This is a genomic window from Streptomyces uncialis, assembly GCF_001905345.1.
Taxonomy (GTDB): Bacteria; Actinomycetota; Actinomycetes; order Streptomycetales; family Streptomycetaceae; genus Streptomyces; species Streptomyces uncialis.
The window spans coordinates 159,234-183,520 of the sequence record NZ_LFBV01000008.1 but is presented as its reverse complement, the minus strand read 5'-3'; the positions used below and the strand labels follow the sequence as shown (position 1 = coordinate 183,520).

34 protein-coding genes are annotated in these 24,287 nt (G+C 68.4%); 31 read left to right on the top strand and 3 right to left on the bottom strand.

Going from position 1 to position 24,287, the window contains the following annotated elements; genetic code table 11:
* The first annotated feature begins 13 nt into the window (after nt 1-13).
* The 26 genes from rpsS to truA all read left to right on the top strand — a co-directional run bounded on the left by rpsS (nt 14) and on the right by truA (nt 14,980).
* Nucleotides 14-295, top strand: a complete 282-nt coding sequence (rpsS, locus tag AB852_RS27290; protein WP_003948639.1) for a 30S ribosomal protein S19 — start codon at nt 14-16, stop codon at nt 293-295.
* Between the two features lie 52 nt (nt 296-347).
* Nucleotides 348-695 carry a 50S ribosomal protein L22 gene (gene rplV, locus AB852_RS27285; protein ID WP_073792874.1) on the top strand — a complete coding sequence of 116 codons (348 nt, stop codon included), beginning with the start codon at nt 348-350 and terminating at the stop codon, nt 693-695.
* On the top strand, nt 695-1,540 hold the full coding sequence (gene rpsC, locus AB852_RS27280; protein ID WP_073792873.1) for a 30S ribosomal protein S3: 846 nt from the start codon (nt 695-697) through the stop codon (nt 1,538-1,540). Before rplV ends, rpsC begins: the two co-directional genes overlap by 1 nt.
* Nucleotides 1,541-1,543: 3 nt before the next feature.
* The gene (rplP, locus tag AB852_RS27275; protein WP_033319640.1) at nt 1,544-1,963 is read left to right on the top strand and encodes a 50S ribosomal protein L16; all 420 of its coding nucleotides are present in this window, start codon (nt 1,544-1,546) and stop codon (nt 1,961-1,963) included.
* Complete coding sequence (gene rpmC, locus AB852_RS27270) at nt 1,963-2,187, top strand: 50S ribosomal protein L29 (protein ID WP_073792872.1); 225 nt, start codon at nt 1,963-1,965, stop codon at nt 2,185-2,187. Before rplP ends, rpmC begins: the two co-directional genes overlap by 1 nt.
* Nucleotides 2,187-2,471: a 30S ribosomal protein S17 gene (rpsQ, locus tag AB852_RS27265; RefSeq protein WP_073792871.1), complete on the top strand. Its 285-nt coding sequence runs from the start codon at nt 2,187-2,189 to the stop codon at nt 2,469-2,471. The genes rpmC and rpsQ overlap by 1 nt, the downstream gene beginning before the upstream one ends.
* Nucleotides 2,472-2,577: 106 nt before the next feature.
* On the top strand, nt 2,578-2,946 hold the full coding sequence (gene rplN, locus AB852_RS27260; RefSeq protein WP_003998823.1) for a 50S ribosomal protein L14: 369 nt from the start codon (nt 2,578-2,580) through the stop codon (nt 2,944-2,946).
* A gap of 2 nt (nt 2,947-2,948) precedes the next feature.
* Nucleotides 2,949-3,272, top strand: coding sequence for a 50S ribosomal protein L24 (rplX, locus tag AB852_RS27255; RefSeq protein WP_073792870.1), 324 nt, complete (start codon nt 2,949-2,951; stop codon nt 3,270-3,272).
* Nucleotides 3,272-3,829, top strand: coding sequence for a 50S ribosomal protein L5 (gene rplE / locus AB852_RS27250; protein WP_073792869.1), 558 nt, complete (start codon nt 3,272-3,274; stop codon nt 3,827-3,829). Before rplX ends, rplE begins: the two co-directional genes overlap by 1 nt.
* Before the next feature lie 5 nt (nt 3,830-3,834).
* Nucleotides 3,835-4,020 carry a type Z 30S ribosomal protein S14 gene (locus AB852_RS27245; protein WP_003956452.1) on the top strand — a complete coding sequence of 62 codons (186 nt, stop codon included), beginning with the start codon at nt 3,835-3,837 and terminating at the stop codon, nt 4,018-4,020.
* 236 nt (nt 4,021-4,256) lie between these two features.
* Nucleotides 4,257-4,655, top strand: coding sequence for a 30S ribosomal protein S8 (rpsH, locus tag AB852_RS27235; RefSeq protein WP_073792868.1), 399 nt, complete (start codon nt 4,257-4,259; stop codon nt 4,653-4,655).
* A gap of 21 nt (nt 4,656-4,676) precedes the next feature.
* Nucleotides 4,677-5,216, top strand: a complete 540-nt coding sequence (rplF, locus tag AB852_RS27230; protein WP_073792867.1) for a 50S ribosomal protein L6 — start codon at nt 4,677-4,679, stop codon at nt 5,214-5,216.
* Between the two features lie 3 nt (nt 5,217-5,219).
* Entirely contained in the window at nt 5,220-5,603 is a 384-nt protein-coding gene (rplR, locus tag AB852_RS27225) for a 50S ribosomal protein L18 (protein WP_073792866.1), read from the top strand.
* A gap of 41 nt (nt 5,604-5,644) precedes the next feature.
* Nucleotides 5,645-6,250 (top strand): 30S ribosomal protein S5, encoded by a 606-nt coding sequence (gene rpsE / locus AB852_RS27220; RefSeq protein WP_055564834.1) that lies wholly within the window; start codon nt 5,645-5,647, stop codon nt 6,248-6,250.
* Complete coding sequence (rpmD, locus tag AB852_RS27215) at nt 6,250-6,432, top strand: 50S ribosomal protein L30 (protein ID WP_073792865.1); 183 nt, start codon at nt 6,250-6,252, stop codon at nt 6,430-6,432. The genes rpsE and rpmD overlap by 1 nt, the downstream gene beginning before the upstream one ends.
* 1 nt (nt 6,433) lies before the next feature.
* Nucleotides 6,434-6,889 (top strand): 50S ribosomal protein L15, encoded by a 456-nt coding sequence (gene rplO, locus AB852_RS27210; RefSeq protein ID WP_073792864.1) that lies wholly within the window; start codon nt 6,434-6,436, stop codon nt 6,887-6,889.
* A 187-nt stretch (nt 6,890-7,076) separates the two neighbouring features.
* Entirely contained in the window at nt 7,077-8,390 is a 1,314-nt protein-coding gene (secY, locus tag AB852_RS27205; protein ID WP_073792863.1) for a preprotein translocase subunit SecY, read from the top strand.
* Nucleotides 8,390-9,049, top strand: a complete 660-nt coding sequence (locus tag AB852_RS27200; protein WP_073792862.1) for an adenylate kinase — start codon at nt 8,390-8,392, stop codon at nt 9,047-9,049. The genes secY and AB852_RS27200 overlap by 1 nt, the downstream gene beginning before the upstream one ends.
* A gap of 629 nt (nt 9,050-9,678) precedes the next feature.
* Nucleotides 9,679-10,515, top strand: coding sequence for a type I methionyl aminopeptidase (gene map / locus AB852_RS27195; RefSeq protein WP_073792861.1), 837 nt, complete (start codon nt 9,679-9,681; stop codon nt 10,513-10,515).
* 215 nt (nt 10,516-10,730) lie between these two features.
* Nucleotides 10,731-10,952: a translation initiation factor IF-1 gene (gene infA, locus AB852_RS27190; RefSeq protein WP_003948620.1), complete on the top strand. Its 222-nt coding sequence runs from the start codon at nt 10,731-10,733 to the stop codon at nt 10,950-10,952.
* A gap of 78 nt (nt 10,953-11,030) precedes the next feature.
* Complete coding sequence (rpmJ, locus tag AB852_RS27185; protein WP_003974245.1) at nt 11,031-11,144, top strand: 50S ribosomal protein L36; 114 nt, start codon at nt 11,031-11,033, stop codon at nt 11,142-11,144.
* A gap of 192 nt (nt 11,145-11,336) precedes the next feature.
* Complete coding sequence (gene rpsM, locus AB852_RS27180) at nt 11,337-11,717, top strand: 30S ribosomal protein S13 (protein WP_073792860.1); 381 nt, start codon at nt 11,337-11,339, stop codon at nt 11,715-11,717.
* Nucleotides 11,718-11,781: 64 nt separating this feature from the next.
* Entirely contained in the window at nt 11,782-12,186 is a 405-nt protein-coding gene (rpsK, locus tag AB852_RS27175; RefSeq protein WP_003948617.1) for a 30S ribosomal protein S11, read from the top strand.
* Between the two features lie 149 nt (nt 12,187-12,335).
* The gene (locus AB852_RS27170; RefSeq protein ID WP_073792859.1) at nt 12,336-13,358 is read left to right on the top strand and encodes a DNA-directed RNA polymerase subunit alpha; all 1,023 of its coding nucleotides are present in this window, start codon (nt 12,336-12,338) and stop codon (nt 13,356-13,358) included.
* 155 nt (nt 13,359-13,513) lie between these two features.
* A complete protein-coding gene (gene rplQ, locus AB852_RS27165; RefSeq protein ID WP_073792858.1) occupies nt 13,514-14,026 on the top strand; it encodes a 50S ribosomal protein L17 in 513 nt (170 codons plus the stop codon).
* 96 nt (nt 14,027-14,122) lie between these two features.
* Nucleotides 14,123-14,980 carry a tRNA pseudouridine(38-40) synthase TruA gene (gene truA / locus AB852_RS27160; protein ID WP_073792857.1) on the top strand — a complete coding sequence of 286 codons (858 nt, stop codon included), beginning with the start codon at nt 14,123-14,125 and terminating at the stop codon, nt 14,978-14,980.
* Nucleotides 14,981-15,038: 58 nt separating this feature from the next.
* Here the strand turns inward: truA and AB852_RS27155 are convergent, their stop codons facing one another.
* On the bottom strand, nt 15,039-15,980 hold the full coding sequence (locus tag AB852_RS27155; RefSeq protein WP_073793075.1) for a hypothetical protein: 942 nt from the start codon (nt 15,978-15,980) through the stop codon (nt 15,039-15,041).
* A gap of 496 nt (nt 15,981-16,476) precedes the next feature.
* On the opposite strand from AB852_RS27155, the gene rplM reads away from it, so the two are divergent.
* From rplM to glmM, 3 genes are all read left to right on the top strand, one after another.
* Complete coding sequence (rplM, locus tag AB852_RS27150; RefSeq protein ID WP_073792856.1) at nt 16,477-16,920, top strand: 50S ribosomal protein L13; 444 nt, start codon at nt 16,477-16,479, stop codon at nt 16,918-16,920.
* Between the two features lie 41 nt (nt 16,921-16,961).
* Nucleotides 16,962-17,489 carry a 30S ribosomal protein S9 gene (gene rpsI, locus AB852_RS27145; protein WP_073792855.1) on the top strand — a complete coding sequence of 176 codons (528 nt, stop codon included), beginning with the start codon at nt 16,962-16,964 and terminating at the stop codon, nt 17,487-17,489.
* 285 nt (nt 17,490-17,774) lie between these two features.
* Nucleotides 17,775-19,133, top strand: coding sequence for a phosphoglucosamine mutase (gene glmM, locus AB852_RS27140; protein ID WP_073792854.1), 1,359 nt, complete (start codon nt 17,775-17,777; stop codon nt 19,131-19,133).
* 600 nt (nt 19,134-19,733) lie between these two features.
* Here glmM and AB852_RS27135 read toward each other — a convergent pair.
* Together AB852_RS27135 and coaA are read right to left on the bottom strand one after the other, a co-directional pair.
* Entirely contained in the window at nt 19,734-20,690 is a 957-nt protein-coding gene (locus AB852_RS27135; RefSeq protein WP_073792853.1) for a DUF389 domain-containing protein, read from the bottom strand.
* Nucleotides 20,691-20,727: 37 nt separating this feature from the next.
* Complete coding sequence (gene coaA / locus AB852_RS27130) at nt 20,728-21,714, bottom strand: type I pantothenate kinase (RefSeq protein WP_073792852.1); 987 nt, start codon at nt 21,712-21,714, stop codon at nt 20,728-20,730.
* Nucleotides 21,715-21,967: 253 nt separating this feature from the next.
* On the opposite strand from coaA, the gene glmS reads away from it, so the two are divergent.
* Nucleotides 21,968-23,815, top strand: coding sequence for a glutamine--fructose-6-phosphate transaminase (isomerizing) (gene glmS, locus AB852_RS27125; protein ID WP_073792851.1), 1,848 nt, complete (start codon nt 21,968-21,970; stop codon nt 23,813-23,815).
* 58 nt (nt 23,816-23,873) lie between these two features.
* The gene (locus tag AB852_RS27120) at nt 23,874-24,242 is read left to right on the top strand and encodes a holo-ACP synthase (RefSeq protein WP_073792850.1); all 369 of its coding nucleotides are present in this window, start codon (nt 23,874-23,876) and stop codon (nt 24,240-24,242) included.
* Nucleotides 24,243-24,287: the final 45 nt, after the last annotated feature.

Below are 24,287 nucleotides of genomic sequence, written 5' to 3'. Positions count from 1 at the left end.
AGCGGGTTTTCAGATGCCGCGCAGTCTCAAGAAGGGGCCCTTCGTCGACGACCACCTGATCAAGAAGGTGGACGTACAGAACGAAGCCGGCACCAAGAACGTCATCAAGACCTGGTCCCGTCGCTCGATGATCGTCCCGGCCATGCTCGGCCACACGATCGCGGTGCACAACGGCAAGACCCACATCCCGGTGTTCGTCACCGAGTCCATGGTCGGCCACAAGCTCGGCGAGTTCTCGCCGACGCGCACCTTCCGGGGTCACGTGAAGGACGACCGGAAGTCGAAGCGCCGCTAAGCGCGGGGTGCAACGACCTATGACGAACGTGTCAGACACTGAAGGGACAACCATGGAAGCCAGGGCCCAGGCGCGGTACATCCGCGTCACGCCCATGAAGGCCCGCCGCGTGGTGGACCTCATCCGTGGCATGGATGCCACGGAGGCTCAGGCGGTCCTGCGTTTCGCCCCGCAGGCCGCGAGCGTGCCGGTCGGCAAGGTGCTGGACAGCGCCATTGCCAACGCCGCGCACAACTACGACCACACGGACGCCACTTCGCTCGTCGTGAGCGAGGCGTACGTCGATGAGGGCCCGACCCTGAAGCGGTTCCGGCCGCGTGCCCAGGGCCGCGCCTACCGGATCCGTAAGCGGACCAGCCACATCACCGTGGTCGTCAGCAGCAAGGAAGGAACCCGGTAATGGGCCAGAAGGTTAACCCGCATGGGTTCCGGCTCGGTATCACCACGGACTTCAAGTCCCGCTGGTACGCCGACAAGCTGTACAAGGACTACGTCAAGGAAGACGTCGCCATCCGTCGGATGATGACGTCCGGCATGGAGCGCGCCGGTATCTCCAAGGTGGAGATCGAGCGCACCCGTGACCGTGTCCGCGTGGACATCCACACCGCGCGTCCGGGCATCGTGATCGGCCGCCGTGGCGCCGAGGCCGACCGCATCCGCGGTGACCTCGAGAAGCTCACGGGCAAGCAGGTCCAGCTCAACATCCTTGAGGTCAAGAACCCGGAGACGGACGCTCAGCTGGTGGCCCAGGCCGTCGCCGAGCAGCTGTCCTCCCGTGTCTCCTTCCGCCGCGCCATGCGTAAGAGCATGCAGTCGGCGATGAAGGCGGGCGCCAAGGGCATCAAGATCCAGTGCGGTGGCCGTCTCGGCGGCGCCGAGATGTCCCGCTCGGAGTTCTACCGCGAGGGCCGTGTGCCCCTGCACACGCTCCGTGCGAACGTCGACTACGGCTTCTTCGAGGCCAAGACGACCTTCGGCCGTATCGGTGTGAAGGTCTGGATCTACAAGGGCGACGTCAAGAACATCGCCGAGGTCCGCGCCGAGAACGCCGCCGCCCGTGCCGGCAACCGCCCGGCCCGTGGTGGCGCCGACCGCCCGGCCGGCCGTGGTGGCCGCGGTGGCGAGCGGGGCGGCCGTGGCCGTCGGCCGCAGCAGCAGTCCGGTGGGGCTGCCGAGGCTCCCAAGGCCGAGGCTCCCGCCGAGACCGCCGCTCCGGCCGCTGAGAGCACCGGAACGGAGGGCTGACCCATGCTGATCCCCCGTAGGGTCAAGCACCGCAAGCAGCACCACCCCAAGCGGCGTGGTCAGGCCAAGGGCGGCACCACGGTCGCGTTCGGTGAGTACGGCATCCAGGCCCTGACGCCTGCGTACGTCACGAACCGGCAGATCGAGGCCGCTCGTATCGCGATGACCCGTCACATCAAGCGTGGCGGCAAGGTCTGGATCAACATCTACCCGGACCGTCCGCTGACGAAGAAGCCCGCCGAGACCCGCATGGGTTCCGGTAAGGGTTCCCCCGAGTGGTGGGTCGCGAACGTTCACCCCGGTCGGGTGATGTTCGAGCTGTCCTACCCGAACGAGAAGATTGCGCGTGAGGCGCTTACCCGCGCTGCTCACAAGCTTCCGATGAAGTGCCGCATTGTCCGGCGCGAGGCAGGTGAAGCGTGATGTCGGTCGGTACCAAGGCGTCCGAGCTGCGCGAGCTGGGCAACGAGGAGCTCCTCAACAAGCTCCGCGAGGCCAAGGAAGAGCTGTTCAACCTCCGCTTCCAGGCGGCGACGGGCCAGCTGGAGAACCACGGTCGGCTCAAGGCCGTCCGCAAGGACATCGCCCGGATCTACACCCTCATGCGTGAGCGTGAGCTCGGCATCGAGACGGTGGAGAACGCCTGATGAGCGAGAAGAACGTGACTGAAGAGAACGCCGCACGCGGCTTCCGCAAGACCCGCGAGGGCCTTGTCGTCAGCGACAAGATGGACAAGACCGTCGTCGTCGCTGTCGAGGACCGCGTCAAGCACGCGCTGTACGGCAAGGTCATCCGCCGTACCAACAAGCTCAAGGCGCACGACGAGCAGAACGCCGCGGGCGTCGGCGACCGTGTCCTCCTCATGGAGACCCGGCCGCTGTCCGCCACGAAGCGCTGGCGCATCGTCGAAATTCTTGAGAAGGCCAAGTAATCGCTTGAAGGGGTAACCCTTCGAGTCCAGTTCCGCCAGGCTCGGCGAGCTCCGTGAATCGACTTACGGAGCTCGCCGGGAACCGGCAGACAAACAGGAGATAGACGTGATCCAGCAGGAGTCGCGACTGCGCGTCGCCGACAACACGGGGGCGAAGGAGATCCTTTGCATCCGTGTTCTCGGTGGCTCCGGTCGCCGCTACGCGGGCATCGGTGACGTCATCGTCGCCACCGTCAAGGACGCGATCCCCGGTGGCAACGTGAAGAAGGGTGACGTCGTCAAGGCCGTCATCGTTCGCACCGTCAAGGAGCGCCGCCGTCCCGACGGCTCGTACATCCGCTTCGACGAGAACGCCGCCGTCATTCTGAAGAACGACGGCGACCCTCGCGGCACCCGTATCTTCGGCCCGGTCGGCCGTGAGCTGCGCGAGAAGAAGTTCATGAAGATCATCTCCCTCGCGCCGGAGGTGCTGTAAGTATGAAGATCAAGAAGGGCGACCTGGTTCAGGTCATCACCGGTAAGGACAAGGGCAAGCAGGGCAAGGTCATCGCGGCCTTCCCCCGTGAGGACCGTGTTCTCGTCGAGGGTGTCAACCGGGTCAAGAAGCACACCAAGGCCGGTCCCACGGCCCGCGGTTCGCAGGCCGGTGGCATCGTGACCACCGAGGCCCCTGTCCACGTGAGCAATGTTCAGCTCGTGGTGGAGAAGGATGGCCAGAAGGTCGTCACCCGCGTCGGTTACCGCTTCGACGACGAGGGCAACAAGATCCGCGTTGCCAAGCGGACGGGTGAGGACATCTGATGACGACCACCACCATTCCGCGGCTCAAGACGAAGTACCGCGAGGAGATCATCGGCAAGCTGCGTGAGGAGTTCTCGCACGAGAACATCATGCAGGTGCCGGGCCTCGTCAAGATCGTGGTCAACATGGGTGTGGGCGACGCCGCCCGCGACTCCAAGCTGATCGAGGGTGCCATCAAGGACCTCACCACGATCACCGGCCAGAAGCCGGCCGTCACCAAGGCCCGCAAGTCCATCGCGCAGTTCAAGCTGCGTGAGGGCCAGCCCATCGGCGCGCACGTCACGCTGCGCGGCGACCGCATGTGGGAGTTCCTGGACCGCACCCTGTCGCTGGCGCTCCCGCGTATCCGCGACTTCCGCGGCCTGTCCCCCAAGCAGTTCGACGGCCGTGGCAACTACACCTTCGGTCTCACGGAGCAGGTCATGTTCCACGAGATCGACCAGGACAAGATCGACCGCGTCCGGGGTATGGACATCACCGTGGTCACCACGGCGACCAACGACGCTGAGGGCCGTGCGCTCCTTCGTCACCTCGGCTTCCCCTTCAAGGAGGCGTGAGCGAGATGGCGAAGAAGGCTCTCATTGCCAAGGCCGCCCGCAAGCCCAAGTTCGGTGTGCGCGCGTACACCCGCTGCCAGCGCTGTGGTCGTCCGCATTCCGTCTACCGCAAGTTCGGCCTGTGCCGCGTGTGCCTTCGTGAGATGGCCCACCGTGGCGAGCTGCCGGGTGTGACCAAGAGCTCCTGGTAGTTCCTCTCAGGAACCACCGGACGCTCTCGGTAGGCATGGGGCAGGCAGATGCCCCGCTCTCCATGGCTTAGGCTGGGAGGGTTGGGCGTCTGCCGCCCGTACGCATGCGGGTCCCAGTGGCCCGCTGACAACGCTTACTACGCCGTAGGTCCCCGCGCCGCACCCGTCCCGCCCCAGTGTGGGGAGAGGGATGGCGCATACAGGAAACCCCGGCGAGAGAGGCCGAAGGCCAATTCATGACCATGACTGATCCGATCGCAGACATGCTTACCCGTCTGCGGAACGCGAACTCGGCTTACCACGACGACGTGGCCATGCCGCACAGCAAGATCAAGTCGCACATCGCGGAGATCCTCCAGCAGGAGGGCTTCATCACGGGCTGGAAGGTCGAGGACGCCGAGGTCGGCAAGAGCCTCGTCCTGGAGCTGAAGTTCGGCCCCAACCGTGAGCGCTCCATCGCGGGCATCAAGCGGATCTCCAAGCCCGGTCTCCGGGTGTACGCGAAGTCCACCAACCTGCCGAAGGTGCTCGGCGGCCTGGGCGTGGCCATCATCTCCACGTCGCACGGGCTCCTCACCGGCCAGCAGGCAGGCAAGAAGGGCGTAGGTGGGGAAGTCCTCGCCTACGTCTGGTAGTCGGGAACGGAGGAATAGCTAATGTCGCGTATTGGCAAGCTCCCCATCACGGTTCCCGCCGGCGTGGACGTCACCATCGACGGCCGGACGGTCTCGGTTAAGGGTCCCAAGGGCTCCCTTTCCCACACCGTCGTCGCGCCGATCGACATCGCTAAGGGTGAGGACGGCGTTCTGAGCGTCACCCGCCCCAACGACGAGCGTCAGAACAAGGCCCTGCACGGCCTGTCCCGCACGCTGGTGGCGAACATGATCACCGGTGTGACCCAGGGTTACGTGAAGAAGCTCGAAATCAGCGGTGTCGGTTACCGCGTCCACGCGCGTGGCTCCAACCTGGAGTTCGCGCTGGGCTACAGCCACCCGATCATGGTCGAGGCGCCCGAGGGCATCACCTTCAAGGTGGAGTCCCCGACCCGTCTCTCGGTCGAGGGCATCGACAAGCAGAAGGTCGGCGAGGTCGCGGCCAACATCCGCAAGCTTCGCAAGCCCGACCCGTACAAGGCCAAGGGCGTCAAGTACGAGGGCGAAGTCATCCGCCGCAAGGTCGGAAAGGCGGGTAAGTAAGCCATGGCATACGGTACGAAGATCGCCAAGGGTGACGCGTACAAGCGCGCCGCCATCAAGCGCCGCCACATCCGGATCCGCAAGAAGGTCTCCGGTACGGCCGAGCGTCCGCGACTCGTCGTCACGCGTTCGAACCGGCACATCGTGGCCCAGGTCATCGATGACCTCAAGGGCCACACCCTGGCGTCGGCGTCGACCCTGGACACCACCATCCGTGGTGCCGAGGGCGACAAGTCGGCCCAGGCGAAGCAGGTCGGTTCCCTCGTCGCCGAGCGCGCCAAGGCCGCCGGTGTCGAGACCGTCGTGTTCGACCGCGGCGGCAACCAGTACGCCGGGCGCATCGCTGCCCTGGCCGACGCCGCCCGCGAGGCCGGGCTCAAGTTCTAGCCGGCCCTCGTAGCTAGCGGAAACAGAGAGAGGTAATTCCCATGGCTGGACCCCAGCGCCGCGGAGGCGGTGCCGGTGGCGGCGAGCGGCGGGACCGGAAGGGTCGTGACGGTGGCAACGCTGCTGCCGAGAAGACCGCGTACGTTGAGCGCGTCGTCGCGATCAACCGCGTCGCCAAGGTTGTGAAGGGTGGTCGTCGTTTCAGCTTCACCGCGCTGGTCGTGGTGGGCGACGGTGACGGCACCGTAGGTGTCGGTTACGGCAAGGCCAAGGAGGTGCCGGCCGCCATCGCCAAGGGTGTGGAGGAGGCCAAGAAGCACTTCTTCAAGGTCCCCCGTATCCAGGGCACCATCCCCCACCCGATCCAGGGCGAGAAGGCTGCGGGCGTCGTCCTGCTCAAGCCTGCTTCCCCGGGTACGGGTGTGATCGCCGGTGGTCCGGTGCGCGCCGTCCTGGAGTGCGCCGGCGTCCACGACATCCTGTCGAAGTCGCTCGGCTCCGACAACGCGATCAACATCGTGCACGCGACCGTGGCGGCCCTCAAGGGTCTCCAGCGTCCCGAGGAGATCGCGGCCCGCCGCGGTCTGCCCCTTGAGGATGTGGCCCCCGCGGCCCTGCTGCGTGCTCGTGCGGGAGCGGGTGCGTAATGGCTCGCCTCAAGATCACGCAGAAGAAGTCGTACATCGGCAGCAAGCAGAACCACCGTGACACCCTGCGTTCGCTCGGGCTCAAGCGCCTGAACGACGTGGTCGTCAAGGAGGACCGCCCCGAGTTCCGCGGAATGGTTCACACCGTCCGCCACCTCGTGACGGTCGAGGAGGTCGACTGACATGGCGGAGCAGAACCCGCTAAGGGTCCACAACCTCCGTCCCGCCCCCGGCGCCAAGACCGCGAAGACCCGTGTCGGTCGTGGTGAGGCGTCGAAGGGTAAGACGGCCGGTCGTGGTACGAAGGGCACCAAGGCCCGTTACCAGGTCCCGGAGCGCTTCGAGGGTGGCCAGATGCCCCTCCACATGCGTCTCCCGAAGCTCAAGGGCTTCAAGAACCCGTTCAGGACCGAGTACCAGGTCGTCAACCTGGACAAGCTCACCTCCCTCTACCCCGAGGGTGGTGAGGTCACCGTTGCCGACCTGGTCGCCAAGGGTGCCGTTCGCAAGAACAGCCTCGTCAAGGTCCTCGGCCAGGGCGAGATCACCGTGGCGCTGACGGTGACGGTTGACGCCGTCTCCGGCTCCGCCAAGGAGAAGATCGCCGCCGCCGGCGGTACCGTCACCGAGCTCGTCTGAGTCTCGGATGACCTGAACGATCCCACCGGGGATACTCCACAAAAGGGGTATCCCCGGTTGGTCGTTCCTAGGGGAGTGCGGTCGCCGGTAAGGTGGCAAGCGCTGTTGTCTGTCTGATCCTTAGCCATTCGTCGAACCTCAAGACCGTCACCTCTGACGCATGCGCGCGGGGGTCGCAGGAGGCACCGTGCTCAGCGCGTTCTCCCGGGCGTTCAAGACGCCCGACCTGCGCAAGAAGCTGCTCTTCACGCTCGGCATCATCGTGATCTACCGGATCGGCACACATGTCCCGATTCCCGGTGTGAATTATGAGAACGTCCAGTTCTGTGTTGATCAGGCCAAATCGACTTCGGGCCTCTTCGGGCTCGTCAATATGCTCAGCGGCGGCGCGCTGCTCCAGATCACGATCTTCGCGCTCGGCATCATGCCGTACATCACGGCGAGCATCATCCTTCAACTGCTGACCGTGGTCATCCCCCGGCTCGAAGCCCTGAAGAAGGAGGGCCAGTCCGGTACGGCGAAGATCACGCAGTACACCCGTTACCTGACGATCGCGCTCGCCATCCTCCAGGGCACGGGTCTGGTGGCCACCGCCCGCACCGGCACCCTGTTCCAGGGCTGTCAGCGGGCCAACGAGATCGTTCCTGATCCGTCGATCTTCGTGACCATCACCATGGTCATCGTCATGACGACCGGTACGGCCGTCGTCATGTGGCTCGGTGAGCTCATCACCGACCGCGGCATCGGCAACGGTATGTCGATCCTGATGTTCATCTCGATCGCCGCCACCTTCCCGGCCGCCCTGTGGACGATCAAGGAAGAGGGTTCGCTCGCGGACGGGTGGATCGAGTTCGGCACCGTCATCCTGGTCGGCCTCGTCATGGTCGGCCTGGTCGTCTTCGTCGAGCAGGCCCAGCGCCGTATCCCGGTGCAGTACGCGAAGCGGATGATCGGGCGCCGGTCCTACGGCGGTACCTCCACCTACATCCCGCTCAAGGTGAACCAGGCGGGTGTGATCCCCGTCATCTTCGCTTCGTCACTGCTGTACATCCCGGCACTCGTGGCACAGTTCGCCGGCGGGCAGTCGGAGTGGAAGACATGGATCGAACGGAACCTCACCACCGGTGACCACCCGATTTACATGGTCACCTACTTCCTGCTGATCGTCTTCTTCGCCTTCTTCTACGTGGCTATCTCGTTCAACCCCGAGGAAGTCGCGGACAACATGAAGAAGTATGGTGGCTTCATCCCGGGCATCCGGGCTGGCCGACCGACCGCTGAGTACTTGAGCTACGTACTCAACCGGATCACCTGGCCGGGTTCGCTGTACTTGGGGCTGATCGCTCTGGTGCCAACAATGGCGTTGGCAGGCTTCGGTGCAAACGCCAACTTCCCGTTCGGCGGCACCAGCATCCTCATCATCGTCGGCGTGGGCCTTGAGACGGTGAAGCAGATCGAGAGCCAGCTCCAGCAGCGCAATTACGAAGGGTTCCTCCGCTGATGCGAATCGTCCTCGTCGGGCCGCCCGGTGCGGGCAAGGGTACGCAGGCCGCGTTCCTTGCCAAGAACCTCTCGATCCCGCACATCTCCACGGGCGACCTCTTCCGTGCCAACATCAGTCAGGGCACGGAGCTCGGCAAGCAGGCCAAGGCGTTCATGGACGCGGGCAACCTGGTGCCGGACGAAGTAACCATCGGGATGGCCAAGGACCGTATGGAACAGCCGGACGCCGAGCGGGGATTCCTGCTCGACGGTTTCCCCCGGAACGTGTCCCAGGCCGTAGCACTCGACGAGACCCTGAAGGCCGAGTCCATGAAGCTGGACGCGGTCCTGGATCTTGAGGTCCCCGAGGACGAGGTGGTCAAGCGGATCGCCGGCCGCCGTATCTGCCGCAAGGACTCCAGCCACGTCTTCCACGTGACGTACAAGCGACCCGAGAAGGAAGGCGTCTGCGACGTCTGCGGCGGGGAGCTGTACCAGCGGGAGGACGACAGCGAGGCCACCGTGCGCAAGCGGCTGGAGGTCTATCACACGCAGACCGAGCCGATCATCGACTTCTACCGGGAGCAGGGGCTGGTCGTGACCATCTCCGCGCTCGGGAAGGTCGAGGATGTGACGGGGCGGGCGATGGAGGCTCTTCGGAGCCGCGAAGCGGCGTAGTACCTGTCGGTACCCGCCGCCTGTGTTCTGCCTGGGCCTCGGTCCGGTGCACCTGGTTTCCCCCAGTGTGCGTCCGGGCCGGGGCCCGGTTCCGTTTCGCCCCGCGGTTCGCCCTGTGCGGGGCGGCTCGCGTCCCCTGCGGAGTTCCCCGCGCCCCTTCGGGCCCGGTGGTGCCTTGTGTCGGTTTCTCCGCCGGGTGCGGGTCGCTCGTGGTTTTGCGCAGTTCCCCGCGCCCCTTGATCGTGCCTCTTGCTGTGGTCCGTCGGGTGCGGGCCCCTTCAGGGGCACGGGGAACTGCGCACCCCGTTGTACCCGCACGGGAGCGGGTGGGGTCAGGGGTTGCGACCTGGGTACTACGGGCTGCCCGCACGGGGACAAGTGCGCTCAGGGGTCGAGACCTAGGGGCGCGGGGAACTGCGCCCCCCGTCGTACCCGCACGGGGACGGGTGCGCTCAGGGGTCGAGACCTGGTTATTACGGCTGCCCGCACGGGGACGGGTGGGGTCAGGGTTGCGGCCTGGGGGCCGTGGGCTGTCCGCACGGGGGGCGTGGGAGCTGTGTGCGCGGGGCGTGTGGCGGGTCCGTATCGTTGGGGGGAGACCTCGAACCGTTCAGAAAGGCCCCTGCCGCATGGTGCAGATCAAGACCCCCGACCAGATCGCCAAGATGCGGGCGGCGGGACTGGTCGTCGCAGCCGTGCACGCGGCGACCCGCGCCGCCGCCGTCCCGGGGGCCTCCACCAAGGACCTGGACGACGTGGCCCGCAAGGTCATCGCCGAGCACGGCGCCAAGTCGAACTTCCTCGGCTACGGCGGCTTCCCCGCCACCATCTGCACATCCGTCAACGAGGTCGTCGTCCACGGCATCCCGAGCGAGGACGTCGTGCTGAAGGACGGCGACATCATCTCCGTGGACGCGGGCGCCATCGTCGACGGCTGGCACGGCGACGCCGCGTTCACCGCGTTCGTCGGCTCCGGTCACGCCCCGGAGCTGGTCGAGCTCTCCCGGGTGACCGAGGAGTCGATGTGGGCGGGCATCGCCGCGATGCGCAACGGCGCCCGGCTGGTCGACGTGTCCCGCGCCATCGAGACGTACATCCGGCGCCAGCCGCGCTCGGGCGGCGGCAAGTACGGGATCGTCCAGGACTACGGCGGGCACGGCATCGGCACCGAGATGCACATGGAGCCGCATCTGCTGAACTACGTCGAGCGCCGCCGGGGCAAGGGCCCGAAGCTGGTCCCCGGCTTCTGTCTCGCGATCGAGCCGATGGTCTCGCTGGGCACCCCGAAGACCAAGGTCCTGGAGGACGACTGGACCGTCATCACCACCGACGGCACCTGGTCCTCCCACTGGGAGCACTCCGTCGCGCTGACGGAGGAGGGTCCGCTGGTGCTCACGGCCCCCGACTGCGGCCGGGCCAAGCTCGCCGAGTACGGCGTCACGGCCGCTCCCGACCCGCTGGGCTGACCCGCGCGCGGGGCGCGAGCCGCGGGACCCGTCCCGCGCCTGTGGCGCCCCCACGTACCCGCGTGGCGCCGCTTAAGGATCTCCCGGACGGGGCATCATTCCCCGATTCGTCTTTCCTGGGGCGCTGACGTAGACTGACTCGTCGGCTCTCGTGTACCCGCATGTCCGCATGCTCGTACTGAGTCGATCAAGGTAGTCGATTCGAAGGGCGAAGCGTGGCCAAGAAGCAAGGTGCCATCGAGATCGAGGGCACTGTCGTCGAGTCTCTTCCGAACGCCATGTTCAAGGTCGAGCTCCAGAACGGCCACCAGGTCCTGGCACACATCAGCGGCAAGATGCGGATGCACTACATCCGTATTCTCCCTGACGACAGGGTCGTGGTGGAGCTGTCTCCGTACGACCTGACCCGTGGCCGGATCGTCTACCGCTACAAGTAGATCTTGCCCGCACCCCGGCTGCCGGACCGTAAAGGTCCTGGTTCGGGGTGATGGCACTGACCCGGAGAACCTCACCCCATGAAGGTCAAGCCGAGCGTCAAGAAGATCTGCGACAAGTGCAGGGTGATCCGCCGTCACGGCAGGGTCATGGTCATCTGCGACAACCCGCGCCACAAGCAGCGCCAGGGCTGAGCAAGACCGCACCTTCTGCACCCCCGCAGATCTCGCGCGACGCAGCACGATATGTACATACGCAGGGCACGGGCCGGTAACGGTCCGACACCCCCGGTCGGAGGCCGGGGACCCGTGTGCGCCACCCGGTGGGGTCGGCGGACGGGACGGGCCTTGCGGAAGACCTCCGAATACTCAAACTGGAGCCATTGAATGGCACGCGTTTCCGGTGTTGACATCCCGCGTGAAAAGCGTGTGGAGGTCGCCCTCACCTATGTGTTCGGCATCGGCCGGACCCTGTCGCAGCTGACGCTGGCCGAGACCGGTGTTAACCCGAACACCCGCGTTCGTGACCTCTCCGAGGAGGAGCTGGTCAAGATCCGCGAGTACGTGGACAACAACCTCAAGACCGAGGGTGACCTCCGTCGCGAGGTGCAGGCCGACATCCGCCGCAAGGTCGAGATCGGCTGCTACCAGGGTCTGCGCCACCGCCGTGGCCTGCCCGTCCACGGTCAGCGCACCAGCACCAACGCCCGCACCCGCAAGGGCCCGCGTCGCGCCATCGCCGGTAAGAAGAAGCCGGGCAAGAAGTAGTCCGCAGCGGACGCCAGTAAGCGGTCTTCGCTGTAGGACCGACCACCTCCCGTAGGAGATATAGATGCCCCCCAAGGGTCGTCAGGGCGCTGCCAAGAAGGTGCGCCGCAAGGAAAAGAAGAACGTCGCTCATGGCCACGCGCACATCAAGAGCACGTTCAACAACACCATCGTCTCGATCACGGACCCCACGGGCAACGTGATCTCCTGGGCCTCCGCCGGCCACGTCGGCTTCAAGGGCTCGCGCAAGTCGACCCCGTTCGCCGCGCAGATGGCCGCCGAGTCGGCCGCCCGCCGCGCGCAGGAGCACGGCATGCGCAAGGTGGACGTCTTCGTCAAGGGTCCCGGCTCCGGCCGTGAGACCGCGATCCGTTCGCTTCAGGCGACCGGTCTTGAGGTCGGCTCCATCCAGGACGTCACCCCGACTCCGCACAACGGCTGCCGTCCGCCCAAGCGGAGGCGTGTCTGACCTCAGGTGCGTTACGCATCTGTGGTCGATGTGGGACTTCGGGCGACATGCCACCCTTCGCTGGGGCGTGTCGCCCGTACCCTTGTCGTACGCAGTAACCGTCGGACGTCAAATAGCGGGCGTCCACGACAGAAGGATCTGATTTCCTCATGCTGATCGCTCAGCGTCCGTCGTTGACCGAAGAGGTCGTCGACGAGTTCCGTTCCCGGTTCGTGATCGAGCCGCTGGAGCCGGGCTTCGGTTACACCCTCGGCAACTCCCTGCGCCGTACGCTCCTGTCGTCGATCCCGGGTGCGGCGGTCACGTCGATCCGCGTCGACGGGGTCCTGCACGAGTTCACCACCGTGCCGGGTGTCAAGGAGGACGTGACCGACCAGATCCTCAACATCAAGCAGCTCGTCGTCTCCTCGGAGCACGACGAGCCCGTCGTGATGTACCTGCGCAAGCAGGGCCCGGGTCTGGTCACCGCCGCCGACATCGCGCCCCCGGCCGGTGTCGAGGTCCACAACCCCGACCTCGTCCTCGCCACGCTCAACGGCAAGGGCAAGCTGGAGATGGAGCTGACCGTCGAGCGCGGCCGCGGCTATGTCTCCGCCGTGCAGAACAAGCAGGTCGGCCAGGAGATCGGCCGTATCCCGGTCGACTCGATCTACTCGCCGGTCCTCAAGGTCACGTACAAGGTCGAGGCGACCCGCGTCGAGCAGCGCACCGACTTCGACAAGCTCATCGTCGACGTCGAGACCAAGCAGGCCATGCGTCCCCGTGACGCCATGGCGTCGGCCGGCAAGACCCTGGTCGAGCTGTTCGGTCTCGCGCGCGAGCTGAACATCGACGCCGAGGGCATCGACATGGGCCCGTCCCCGACGGACGCCGCCCTCGCCGCCGATCTCGCGCTGCCGATCGAGGAGCTGGAGCTCACGGTCCGGTCCTACAACTGCCTCAAGCGTGAGGGCATCCACTCCGTGGGTGAGCTCGTCGCGCGGTCCGAGGCGGACCTGCTGGACATCCGTAACTTCGGCGCCAAGTCCATCGACGAGGTCAAGGCGAAGCTGGCCGGTATGGGCCTCGCGCTCAAGGACAGCCCGCCCGGATTCGACCCGACCGCCGCCGCCGACGCCTTCGGCGCCGACGACGACGCGGACGCCGGGTTCGTGGAGACCGAGCAGTACTAGTCGCCGTCCGGCGGGGTGCCCGGTTCTCCGGGCGCCCCGCCGGTGCGTGACGCCGGGCCGATCCGTCGGCCCGACGGACTTCCGCGGGGCAGCCGCCCCACGGGAACTGTCACCGGTACCTGACACGGCCGGTGCAGCACACAAGGAGAAACACCATGCCGAAGCCCGCCAAGGGTGCCCGTCTGGGCGGCAGCGCCGCGCACGAGAAGCTGCTGCTGGCGAACCTCGCCAAGGCGCTGTTCGAGCACGGCCGTATCACGACCACCGAGGCCAAGGCCCGCCGTCTGCGGCCCTACGCCGAGCGTCTGGTCACCAAGGCGAAGAAGGGCGACCTTCACAACCGCCGTCAGGTGCTCCAGGTCATCACCGACAAGAGCATCGTGCACACGCTCTTCACGGAGATCGGCCCGCGCTACGAGAACCGCCCGGGTGGCTACACCCGTATCACCAAGATCGGCAACCGTCGGGGCGACAACGCGCCCATGGCGGTCATCGAGCTGGTGGAGGCCCTGACCGTGGCGCAGGAGGCCACCGGTGAGGCCGAGGCGGCCACCAAGCGTGCCGTCAAGGAGGACGCCCTGAAGAAGGACGCCCCCGAGACGAAGTCCGACGAGGCCGTCGAGGACGCCAAGCCCGCCGACGCCGAGGGCGAGTCCAAGGACGCCTGACGCTCGCGCGTGCGAGAAGCGGGTCCGCCCCCTGCGGGGCGGGCCCGCTTTCGGCTGTCATACGTCCGTGACTCTGTGAGCTGGGAGGATGAGGGTGTGAGCGACGAGGTGGAGCCCGGTTTCGTCCGGGTGCGGCTGGACCTGGGCTACGACGGTGCGGACTTCTCCGGCTGGGCCAAGCAGGCCGGGGGCCGGCGGACCGTGCAGGGCGAGATCGAGGACGCGCTGCGGACGGTGACCCGCTCGGGGGACCGCTCGTACGAGCTGACGGTCGCCGGACGGACCGACGCGGGGGTGCACGCGCGCGGCCAGGTCGCGCATGTGGACATCGCCGCCGGGGTGTGGGAGGAGCACCGCGAGAAGCTGCTGAAGCGGCTCGCGGGGCGGCTGCCGAAGGATGTCCGGGTATGGCGGGCCGAGGAGGCCCCCGCCGGGTTCAACGCCCGTTTCTCGGCGATCTGGCGGCGGTACGCGTACCGGGTGACCGACCACCCCGGGGGCGTCGATCCGCTGCTGCGCGGACACGTCCTCTGGCACGACTGGCCGCTCGACGTGGACGCGATGAACGAGGCCGCCCGAGGGCTCGTCGGGGAGCACGACTTCGCCGCGTACTGCAAGCGGCGTGAGGGGGCCACCACCATCCGCACCCTCCAGGAACTCTTCCTGACCCGGGGGAGCGACGGGGTCGTCACCGCGACGGTCCGGGCCGACGCGTTCTGCCACAACATGGTGCGTTCGCTGATCGGCGCGCTGCTGTTCGTGGGCGACGGGCACCGGGGCCCCGAGTGGCCCGCGAAGGTGCTGGCCGCGGGGGTCCGGGACTCCGCCGTGCATGTGGTGCGACCGCACGGACTCACCCTGGAGGAGGTCGCGTACCCCGCCGACGAGCTGCTCGCCGAGCGGAGCCGCGCGGCGCGCAACAAGCGGACGCTGCCCGGGGCCGGGTGCTGCTGACCCGCCGGGGACGGTAACGGGGCCGGGCGGGGGCGGTACGGGAGCCGGGCCGGGCGGGTCAGAGGGGCTGTTCGGCGGCGGCCGACGCCTGGGCCTCGCCCCGGCGGATGATCTGCTGGAACGCGAACTCGGCGACGTCGTCCCCGGTGCGGTAGACCGTGCTGTCCTTCGCGGTGACGTTCTTGCCGCTGGTCCAGCCGGCGACCGTGAAGTAGGCGTACCGGCCGTAGGAGTTCGCGGTGGTGCGGCACACCACGGTGTTGCAGAAGCCGGAGACCCCGGCGCCGCTGAGGGACAGCAGATTGCCCTTGTCCGCCTGCTCCTTGGCCTTGCGGGCCTTGGCCTCCGTGTCGAAGAGCGCGACGCCGATGGTGACGGCGTTCTTGCCCTTGACGTAGGTCGCCCGCATCATCCGGGTGCAGCCGTTGCCGCTGAGGACCTGGCGCAGATCACCGCGGGCGACGCTCGCGCAGTTCGTGGTGGAGCCCGTCGCCCCCTTCTTGTACACCTCCGTGCCCATCGTCAGCTGGGAGCCGGGGAAGAGGCTCCCGGGGCTGATCGGGGCCTTGTCCTTGGCCGCGCTGGAGATGAAGTCCTTGGGGTCCGGCGGGGGCGGCGGGGTGGTCGCCGCGAAGGAGGGGACCGGCTGGGTCGTGTCGCTCGGCAGGTCCGACGCGGTGGGCAGGGCGGTGGGGGAGGCGTCGTCCTTGTCGCCGTTGTCCGTGCTGACGATCGCCACGGCGACGGCCGCGCCGATCGCCAGGGTGGCGAGGACGCTGCCGCCGATCATCAGCAGGCGTTTGCGGCGGGTGCGGGCCGCGGAGGCTTCCGCGAGCGCGGCCCAGTCCGGGGTGGGACCGCTGTCGGGGCCCTGGCCCGGTCCCTGGTGCCCCGGCTGTCCCTGGTGCCCCGGCTGTCCCTGGTTCCCGGGCTGTCCCTGGTTCCACGGTGTGTGCGATCCCCCGGAACCCCATGGGGGTTCCCCCTGCCCAAAGGTCATGCGGGGCATCCTACTTACTCCTGGCGGGGGCGCCTTGGGGGGTGCCGCCCGGCCCTCGCCGGCTCCTCGGGTCCCGCGCGTACCTGTGGTGCTTCGCGGTCCCGGGGTTCCAGTTCCGGACGTGTCCGTCCGGGTGCGGGCCGCTCGTGGGCGCGTGGCTCCCCGCGTCCCTCCGGGGGGCTCCTCCGGGCGTCCCCCGGGTGGCTCGTGGCGGGGTCCGGGGCGGGGCTCGTGGGTGTGGGGCGTGGGCTTTCACCTGGGGTTTTGCGGGTCGGGGGAGGTCATTTTGACCCGTCCGGGTGGCGGCGGGTATTCTGTTGGTTCGTTATGTGTATTGGCTTGCTCATTCTCACGTGAGGGGCCCTTACACCGGTCCACCGGGCCGATGACCAGCGGCAAGCACTCGGTTGCGTCACCGATGTGCGGCAAGGGCTGTCGTGATCGTCTGGGTGGCCTTGTCAGGACCCATTCACTGAAGAAGCGAAGGCTACGAACCGTGCGTACGTTCAGCCCCAAGCCCGGCGATATCACCCGCCAGTGGCACGTCATCGATGCCCGGGACGTCGTCCTGGGCCGCCTGGCGACTACGGCCGCCACCCTCCTGCGGGGCAAGCACAAGCCGATCTATGCCCCCCACGTCGATGCTGGTGACTTCGTCGTCATCATCAACGCGGACAAGGTGCACCTGTCCGGCAACAAGCGGACCCAGAAGATGGCGTACCGCCACTCCGGGTACCCGGGCGGTCTGCGCTCCGTCCGCTACGACGAGCTGCTGGACAAGAACCCCGAGAAGGCCGTCGAGAAGGCCGTCAAGGGCATGCTCCCCAAGAACACCCTGGGCCGTCAGATGCTGTCCAAGCTGAAGGTCTACTCGGGCGACCAGCACCCCCACGCTGCCCAGCAGCCGGTGCCGTTCGAGATCACCCAGGTCGCGCAGTAGTTCCGGCCACCCCTAAGACTGAACAGAATCTGAGGAGAATCGTGGCCGAGACCACTGTTGAGCAGCCTCTCGACGAGACCGAGGTTGTCGACATCGAGCAGTACACCACCGAGTCCGAGGCGCCCGTCGACGGCGAGTACTCGTCCGAGTCGGACGAGCTGGACGGCCGCTTCGGCGACCCCCAGCCCGCCGCGGGCCTGGGCCGTCGCAAGAACGCGATCGCCCGCGTCCGGATCGTCCCGGGCACCGGCAAGTGGAAGATCAACGGTCGCACCCTTGAGGACTACTTCCCCAACAAGGTGCACCAGCAGGAAGTCAACGAGCCCTTCAAGGTTCTTGAGCTCGACGACCGTTACGACGTCGTCGCCCGTATCTCCGGCGGCGGTGTCTCCGGCCAGGCCGGTGCCCTGCGTCTCGGTGTCGCCCGTGCGCTGAACGAGGCCGACGTCGACAGCAACCGCGGCGCCCTCAAGAAGGCCGGCTTCCTTCGCCGCGACGACCGCGCGGTCGAGCGGAAGAAGGCCGGTCTCAAGAAGGCCCGCAAGGCTCCGCAGTACAGCAAGCGCTAGTCCCTGGCGGACCCGCGCCTCGTACCACCCGTTCGCCCCGGCGGCACGCCCTGTGCTGCCGGGGCGTTCGTCTATCACCGCCCGGGGGCGTATACAGGTGTCCTGAACCGTGGGCCGATATACCTAACGGCATACGTGTGTGCTGATATGGCCGGGTAGTCATATGGGTGTACCCGTGGGTTCGCGGCGGGCGGGCGGAGCGGCGGCTCCAGGCGCTCAAGCTTTGTATGTTCGGATGATTTCCGGCGCCCCTTCGGTGCGGGCGCGAAAGTTCGGAGGACACCAGTGGGACGACTCTTCGGCACGGACGGCGTGCGCGGTGTCGCCAACGCGGATCTGACGGCCGAGCTCGCGCTCGGACTCTCCGTGGCGGCGGCGCATGTGCTCGGCGAGGCGGGCAGTTTCGAGGGCCATCGCCCGGTCGCGGTGGTCGGCAGGGACCCGCGCGCGTCCGGGGAGTTCCTGGAGGCGGCCGTCGTCGCGGGCCTCGCCAGCGCCGGTGTCGATGTGCTGAAGGTCGGGGTGCTGCCCACCCCGGCCGTCGCGTACCTGACCGGCGCGCTCGGCGCGGACCTCGGCGTGATGCTGTCCGCCAGCCACAACGCCATGCCCGACAACGGCGTGAAGTTCTTCGCCCGGGGTGGCCACAAGCTCGCCGACGAGCTGGAGGACCGGATCGAGTCCGTCTACGAGGAGCACCGCACCGGCGCTCCCTGGCAGCGGCCCACCGGTTCCGGCGTCGGCCGCGTCAGGACGTACGACGAGGGCTTCGACCAGTACGTCGCCCATCTCATCGGGGTGCTGCCCAACCGGCTCGACGGGCTGAAGATCGTCCTGGACGAGGCGCACGGCGCCGCCGCCCGGGTCTCGCCGGAGGCGTTCGCGCGGGCCGGGGCCGAGGTCATCACCATCGGTGCCGAGCCCGACGGGCTCAACATCAACGACGGCTGCGGCTCCACCTACCTCGGCCTGCTGAAGGAGGCCGTCGTCCAGCACGGCGCCCACCTCGGCATCGCCCACGACGGCGACGCGGACCGCTGCCTCGCCGTGGACCACACCGGCGCCGAGATCGACGGGGACCAGATCCTCGCCGTCCTCGCGCTGGCGCTGCGTGAGCAGGGCGGGCTGCGTTCCGACACCGTCGTCGCGACCGTGATGTCGAACCTCGGCTTCAAGCTCGCCATGGAGCGGGAGGGGCTGGCGATCATCCAGACGGCGGTGGGCGACCGCTACGTCCTGGAGGAGATGAAGCGGCACGGGTACGCGCTCGGCGGCGAGCAGTCCGGGCACGTCATCATCCTCGACCACGCGACGACCGGTGACGGCACGCTGACCGGGCTGATGCTGGCGGCGCGGGTCGCCAGCTCGGGCCGTACGCTCGCGGATCTCGCCTCCGTGATGGAGCGGCTGCCGCAGGTCCTCATCAATGTGCCGGACGTCGACAAGTCCCGGGTCGGGACCTCGGCGGAGCTCGCTTCGGCGGTCGCCGAGGCCGAGCGGGAGCTGGGCAGCACCGGGCGGGTCCTGCTGCGGCCCTCGGGTACGGAGCCGCTGGTGCGGGTGATGGTCGAGGCGGCCGACATCGACCAGGCGCGTGCGGTGGCCGGGCGGCTCGCGGACGCGGTCAAGTCCTCCCTGGGGTGACCTGGGCGGTTCTGCGCGGACCGCCTTCGCTCGCGCTTCCGAGGTCTGTCCGGGTGGGCGCACTTCGTTCCTGTGCCGTCGCTCGGTGGGTGCGCGGTTCCCCGCGCCCCTTTGGGGGCGCTCTTCCCGGTTCGCGTTCGGGTGTGGATGGCTCTTGGTTGCTTGCGCGGTTCCTCGCCTCTGCGCGGACCGCCTTCGCTTGCGCTTGCGGGGTCTGTCCGGGTGGGCGTACTTCGTTGCTGTGCCGTCGCTCGGTGGGTGCGCGGTTCCCCGCGCCCCTTTGGGGGCGTTCCTCCCGGTTCGCGTTCGGGTGCGGATGGCTCTTGGTTGCTCGCGTGGTTCCTCGCCTCTGCGCGGACCGCCTTCGCTTGCGCTTGCGGGGTCTGTCCGGGTGGGCGTACTTCGTTCCTGTGTCGTCGCTCGGTGGGTGCGCGGTTCCCCGCGCCCCTTTGGGGGCGTTCCTCCCGGTTGGCGTTCGGGTGTGGATGGCTCTTGGTTGCTCGCGCGGTTCCTCGCCGTCCCTGGGCTCCTCAGGGGGCGCCCGAAGGGGCGCGGGGAACTGCCCAGGTGTGATGACCTGGGGCGCGCCCGGTGCGGGCTTCAGCGGCGGGGGGCCGGGGAAGCGGTCGGGAGGTTCCTTCTCTGGTGGGACCAGAAGGCTTTCTGGGCGATCAGGGTGAGGGTGCCGGCCAGGACGATGCCGCCGAGGTTGGCGAGCAGCTGGAGTGTCGAACCCGACCACTGGGCGTAGTCGTTGAAGCTGAACGCCACCGCCGCGTTGGCCGCCGCAGGTACCGTCGTCACGGAGATCGCCACCCCGATCAGCGCACCGGACTTCGCCGAGGTCAGGGACAGCGTCCCGGCGATCCCCGCGAGGAGCGCCACCACGAACGACATCCAGTCGGGCTGCCAGATGAACGCCGTCGCGGGCCGTGGCGCCTCGATCATGTCGCGGGTGAACAGTCCGAGCGCGTTCATCAGCAGCGCGAAGCCGACGGTCACGGCCATCGCCAGCACGAAGCCCGCGAGCAGCGCCCACAGCGACCGCCACACCAGCCGGGGCGAGCGCTGGACCAGCGCCGTGGAGATCCCGGCGAGCGGACCGAACTCCGGACCGACGGCCATCGCTCCCACGATCAGGATCGCGTTGTCCAGCATCACCCCGCACGCCGCGAGCATCGTGGCGACCGACAGGAACGCCACATAGGTGACGGTGAGCGTCGACTCCTCGTGGGTCACCTCGGAGAGGTGTTCCCACAGGACCGCGTCCGCGGCCTCGCCGGGGGCGTCCTCCTCGGCCTGGTCGGCGCGTTTCGACAGGGACAGTCCGATGTCGTCGACGGCGATCGACCCGCACTCGTCGATCCCGGCCTCGCGCAGCGCCCCGATCAGGTCGTCCCCGGCCTCCCGGGCGACATCGCACAGCACGACATCGCCCCGGGGGTCGAGGGCGGCCCCCTTGAGCACGGCGAGATGGGTGGTGCCGACCGTGGCCTCGATCAGCTCGACCACGCCGTCCGTGCGGTCCGCCGGGGTGATCAGTCGCAGATGCAGCATGCCCCACGATAACCACGCGTCCGTCGGGGCACACCCGTCACAGTTTGCGCAGGCTGAGCCGCTGCACCTTGTGGTCCGGGCCCTTGCGGACGATGAGGGTGGCGCGGCCCCGGGTGGGGGCGACGTTCTCCACCAGGTTCGGCTTGTTGATGGTCCGCCAGGTCGTCCGCGCGTACTCCATGGCCTCCTCCTCGGAGACCTGGGTGTACTTGCGGAAGTACGACGACGGGTCCTGGAACGCGGTCTCCCGCAGCTTCCGGAACCGGCTGAGGTACCAGCGTTCGACGTCCTCCGTGCGGGCGTCCACGTACACGCTGAAGTCGAAGAAGTCGGCGAGCCCGACCCGGGTGCGGCCGTCGCGGCCGGGCAGGGCGGGCTGGAGGACGTTGAGGCCCTCGACGATGAGGATGTCGGGGCGGCGGACGGTGAGCCGTTCCCCGGGCACGATGTCGTAGATCAGATGGGAGTAGACCGGTGCGGTGACCTCGTCCTTGCCCGCCTTGATGTCCGCGACGAACCGGGTCAGCGCCCGGCGGTCGTACGACTCGGGGAAACCCTTGCGGGACATCAGTCCGCGTGCCTTCAGCTCCCGCATCGGCAGCAGGAAACCGTCGGTGGTGACCCGCTCGACCCGGGGGTGCTCCGGCCAGCGGGCCAGCAGCGCCTGGAGCAGCCGGGCGACCGTCGACTTGCCGACGGCGACCGACCCGGCGACCCCTATGACGAAGGGGGTGCCCGTCTGGGAGCCCTGCTCGCCGAGGAAGGTGTTCAGCGCGCCGCGCAGCCCGTCCGTGGCCCCGACGTACAGGTTCAGCAGCCGGGACAGCGGCAGATAGATGTCACGGACCTCGTCCAGGTCGATGACGTCACCGAGTCCGCGCAGCCCCTCGACCTCGGCGGCGCTGAGCGGCAGCGGGGTCTTGTCGCGCAGCGCGCTCCACTCCGCCCGGGTCAGATCGAGGTACGGGGACGCCTCCGGCCGGGACCGGGGGGCGCTGGGCGGCAGGGAGACCGGGGAGATCACCTGTTCATTGTCAGGGCTGGGCGGCGGGGACGGAGCGTGGGCTATCTCACTGGATGCCCTGTGCACCGGTCCGGGCCTGTCCGCTCTCCTGTCCGCCCTGGTCCGTTTCGGGCCGCCGGGCACCGGCTCCCGCTCCGGCTCCCGCTCCCGCTCCGGCTCCGGCTCCGGCTTCGGTGGGGCGTCTTGCTCCGGGCGCGCGGAGCGGGCGGCGGTACGCCGAGCGGGGCGCCACCCCGCGCGTAGGCTGCCCCCTATGTGCGGAATCGTGGGGTATGTGGGGTCTCAGTCGGCGCTCGACGTGGTGCTCTCGGGGCTGCGGCGGCTGGAGTACCGGGGCTACGACTCGGCGGGCGTCGCCCTCCTCGCGGACGGCGGGCTGGCCGCCGCCCGGCGGGCCGGGAAGCTGGTCAATCTGGAGAAGGCCCTGCTGGAGCGGCCCCTGCCCACCGGGTGCACCGGGATCGGGCACACCCGCTGGGCCACCCATGGGGCGCCCACCGACACCAACGCGCATCCGCATCTGGACAACACGGGCCGGGTCGCCGTCGTCCACAACGGCATCATCGAGAACTTCGCGGCCCTGCGGACGGAACTCGCGGCACGCGGGCACACCCTCGGCTCGGAGACCGACACGGAGGTCGTCGCGCATCTGCTGGCCGAGGAGTACGCGGCGGGCGCGGACCTCGGGGAGGCGCTGCGACGGGTCTGCCGGCGGCTGGAGGGCGCGTTCACGCTGGTCGCGGTGCACGCCGACGAGCCGGACCTGGTGGTGGGCGCGCGGCGCAACTCCCCGCTGGTGGTGGGCGTGGGGGAGGGCGAGGCGTTCCTGGCGTCGGACGTGTCCGCGTTCATCGACCACACCCGGTCCGCGATCGAACTCGGCCAGGACCAGGTGGTGGAGCTCCGCCGGGACGGGGTCACCGTCACCGGCTTCGACGGACGGCCCGCCGAGGTGCGTTCCTACCATGTGGACTGGGACGCGTCGGCCGCCGAGAAGGGCGGCTACCCGTCCTTCATGCTCAAGGAGATCGCCGAGCAGCCCAGGGCGGTCGCGGACACCCTCCTCGGACGGATCGGCCCCGAGGGGACGCTGACCCTGGACGAGATCCGCATCCCGGCCCGGGAGCTGCGGGAGATCGACAAGGTCGTCATCGTGGCGTGCGGGACGGCGTTCCACTCGGGTCTGATCGCCAAGTACGCCATCGAGCACTGGACCCGGCTGCCCTGCGAGGTGGAGCTGGCCAGCGAGTTCCGCTACCGGGACCCGATCCTGGACGCCCGCAGCCTCACCGTCGCGATCTCCCAGTCGGGGGAGACCATGGACACCCTGATGGCCCTGCGGCACGCCCGTGAACAGGGTTCCCGGGTGCTGGCGATCTGCAACACCAACGGTTCGACGATCCCCCGTGAGTCCGACGCGGTGCTGTACACCCACGCCGGGCCGGAGATCGCGGTGGCGTCCACCAAGGCGTTCCTGACCCAGCTCGTCGCCTGCTACCTCGTCGCCCTGTATCTGGCGCAGGCGCGCGGCAACAAGGACCCGGAGGGCATCCGTTCGGTGATCCGGGACCTCGCGGGGGTCCCCGGCGCGATCGAACGGGTCCTCGCCGGGATGGAACCGGTCCGGGAACTGGCCCGGTCCCTCGCGGACCAGGACACGGTGCTGTTCCTGGGACGTCATGTCGGGTACCCGGTGGCGCTCGAAGGGGCGCTGAAACTCAAGGAACTCGCGTACATGCACGCGGAGGGGTTCGCCGCGGGGGAGCTGAAGCACGGGCCGATCGCGCTGGTGGACCGCGGGCTGCCGGTGGTCGTCGTCGTCCCGTCGCCGCAGGGGGAACCGCTGCTGCACGGGAAGATCGTCTCCAACATCCAGGAGATCCGGGCCCGGGGCGCCCGGACCGTGGTGATCGCGCAGGAGGGCGACACGGAGGTCGTCCCGTACGCGGACCATCTGATCAGCGTCCCCGCGACCCCGGCGCTGCTCCAGCCGCTGGTGACGACGGTCCCGCTCCAGGTCTTCGCCTGCGCGCTGGCCACGGCCCGGGGCAACGAGGTCGACCAGCCGCGCAATCTCGCCAAGTCGGTGACGGTGGAATGAGTCCGTCCGTCCCCTGTCCGGGACGCGGCCGGGCGGGCCGGGCCGATACGGTGACGGGGTGATCATCGGGGTGGGCATCGACGTGGCGGAGATCGACCGGTTCACCGCGTCGCTGGAACGGACGCCGGGGCTGGCGGACCGGCTGTTCGTGTCGGCGGAACTGCTGCTGCCGAGCGGCGAACGGCGCGGCGCGGCCTCGCTGGCGGCACGGTTCGCGGCGAAGGAGGCCCTGGCGAAGGCGCTGGGCGCGCCGCCGGGACTGAACTGGACCGACGCGGAGGTGTTCGTGGAGGACAACGGACGGCCGCGGCTGCGGGTGCGCGGGACGGTCGCCGCGCGGGCCCAGTCGCTGGGGGTGCGCTCCTGGCACCTCTCGCTGAGCCATGACGCGGGGATCGCCTCGGCGGTCGTCATCGCGGAGGGGTGACCCACGGGTCCGGCCCGTCGCCGGAACCCGGAACCCGGAGGTCAC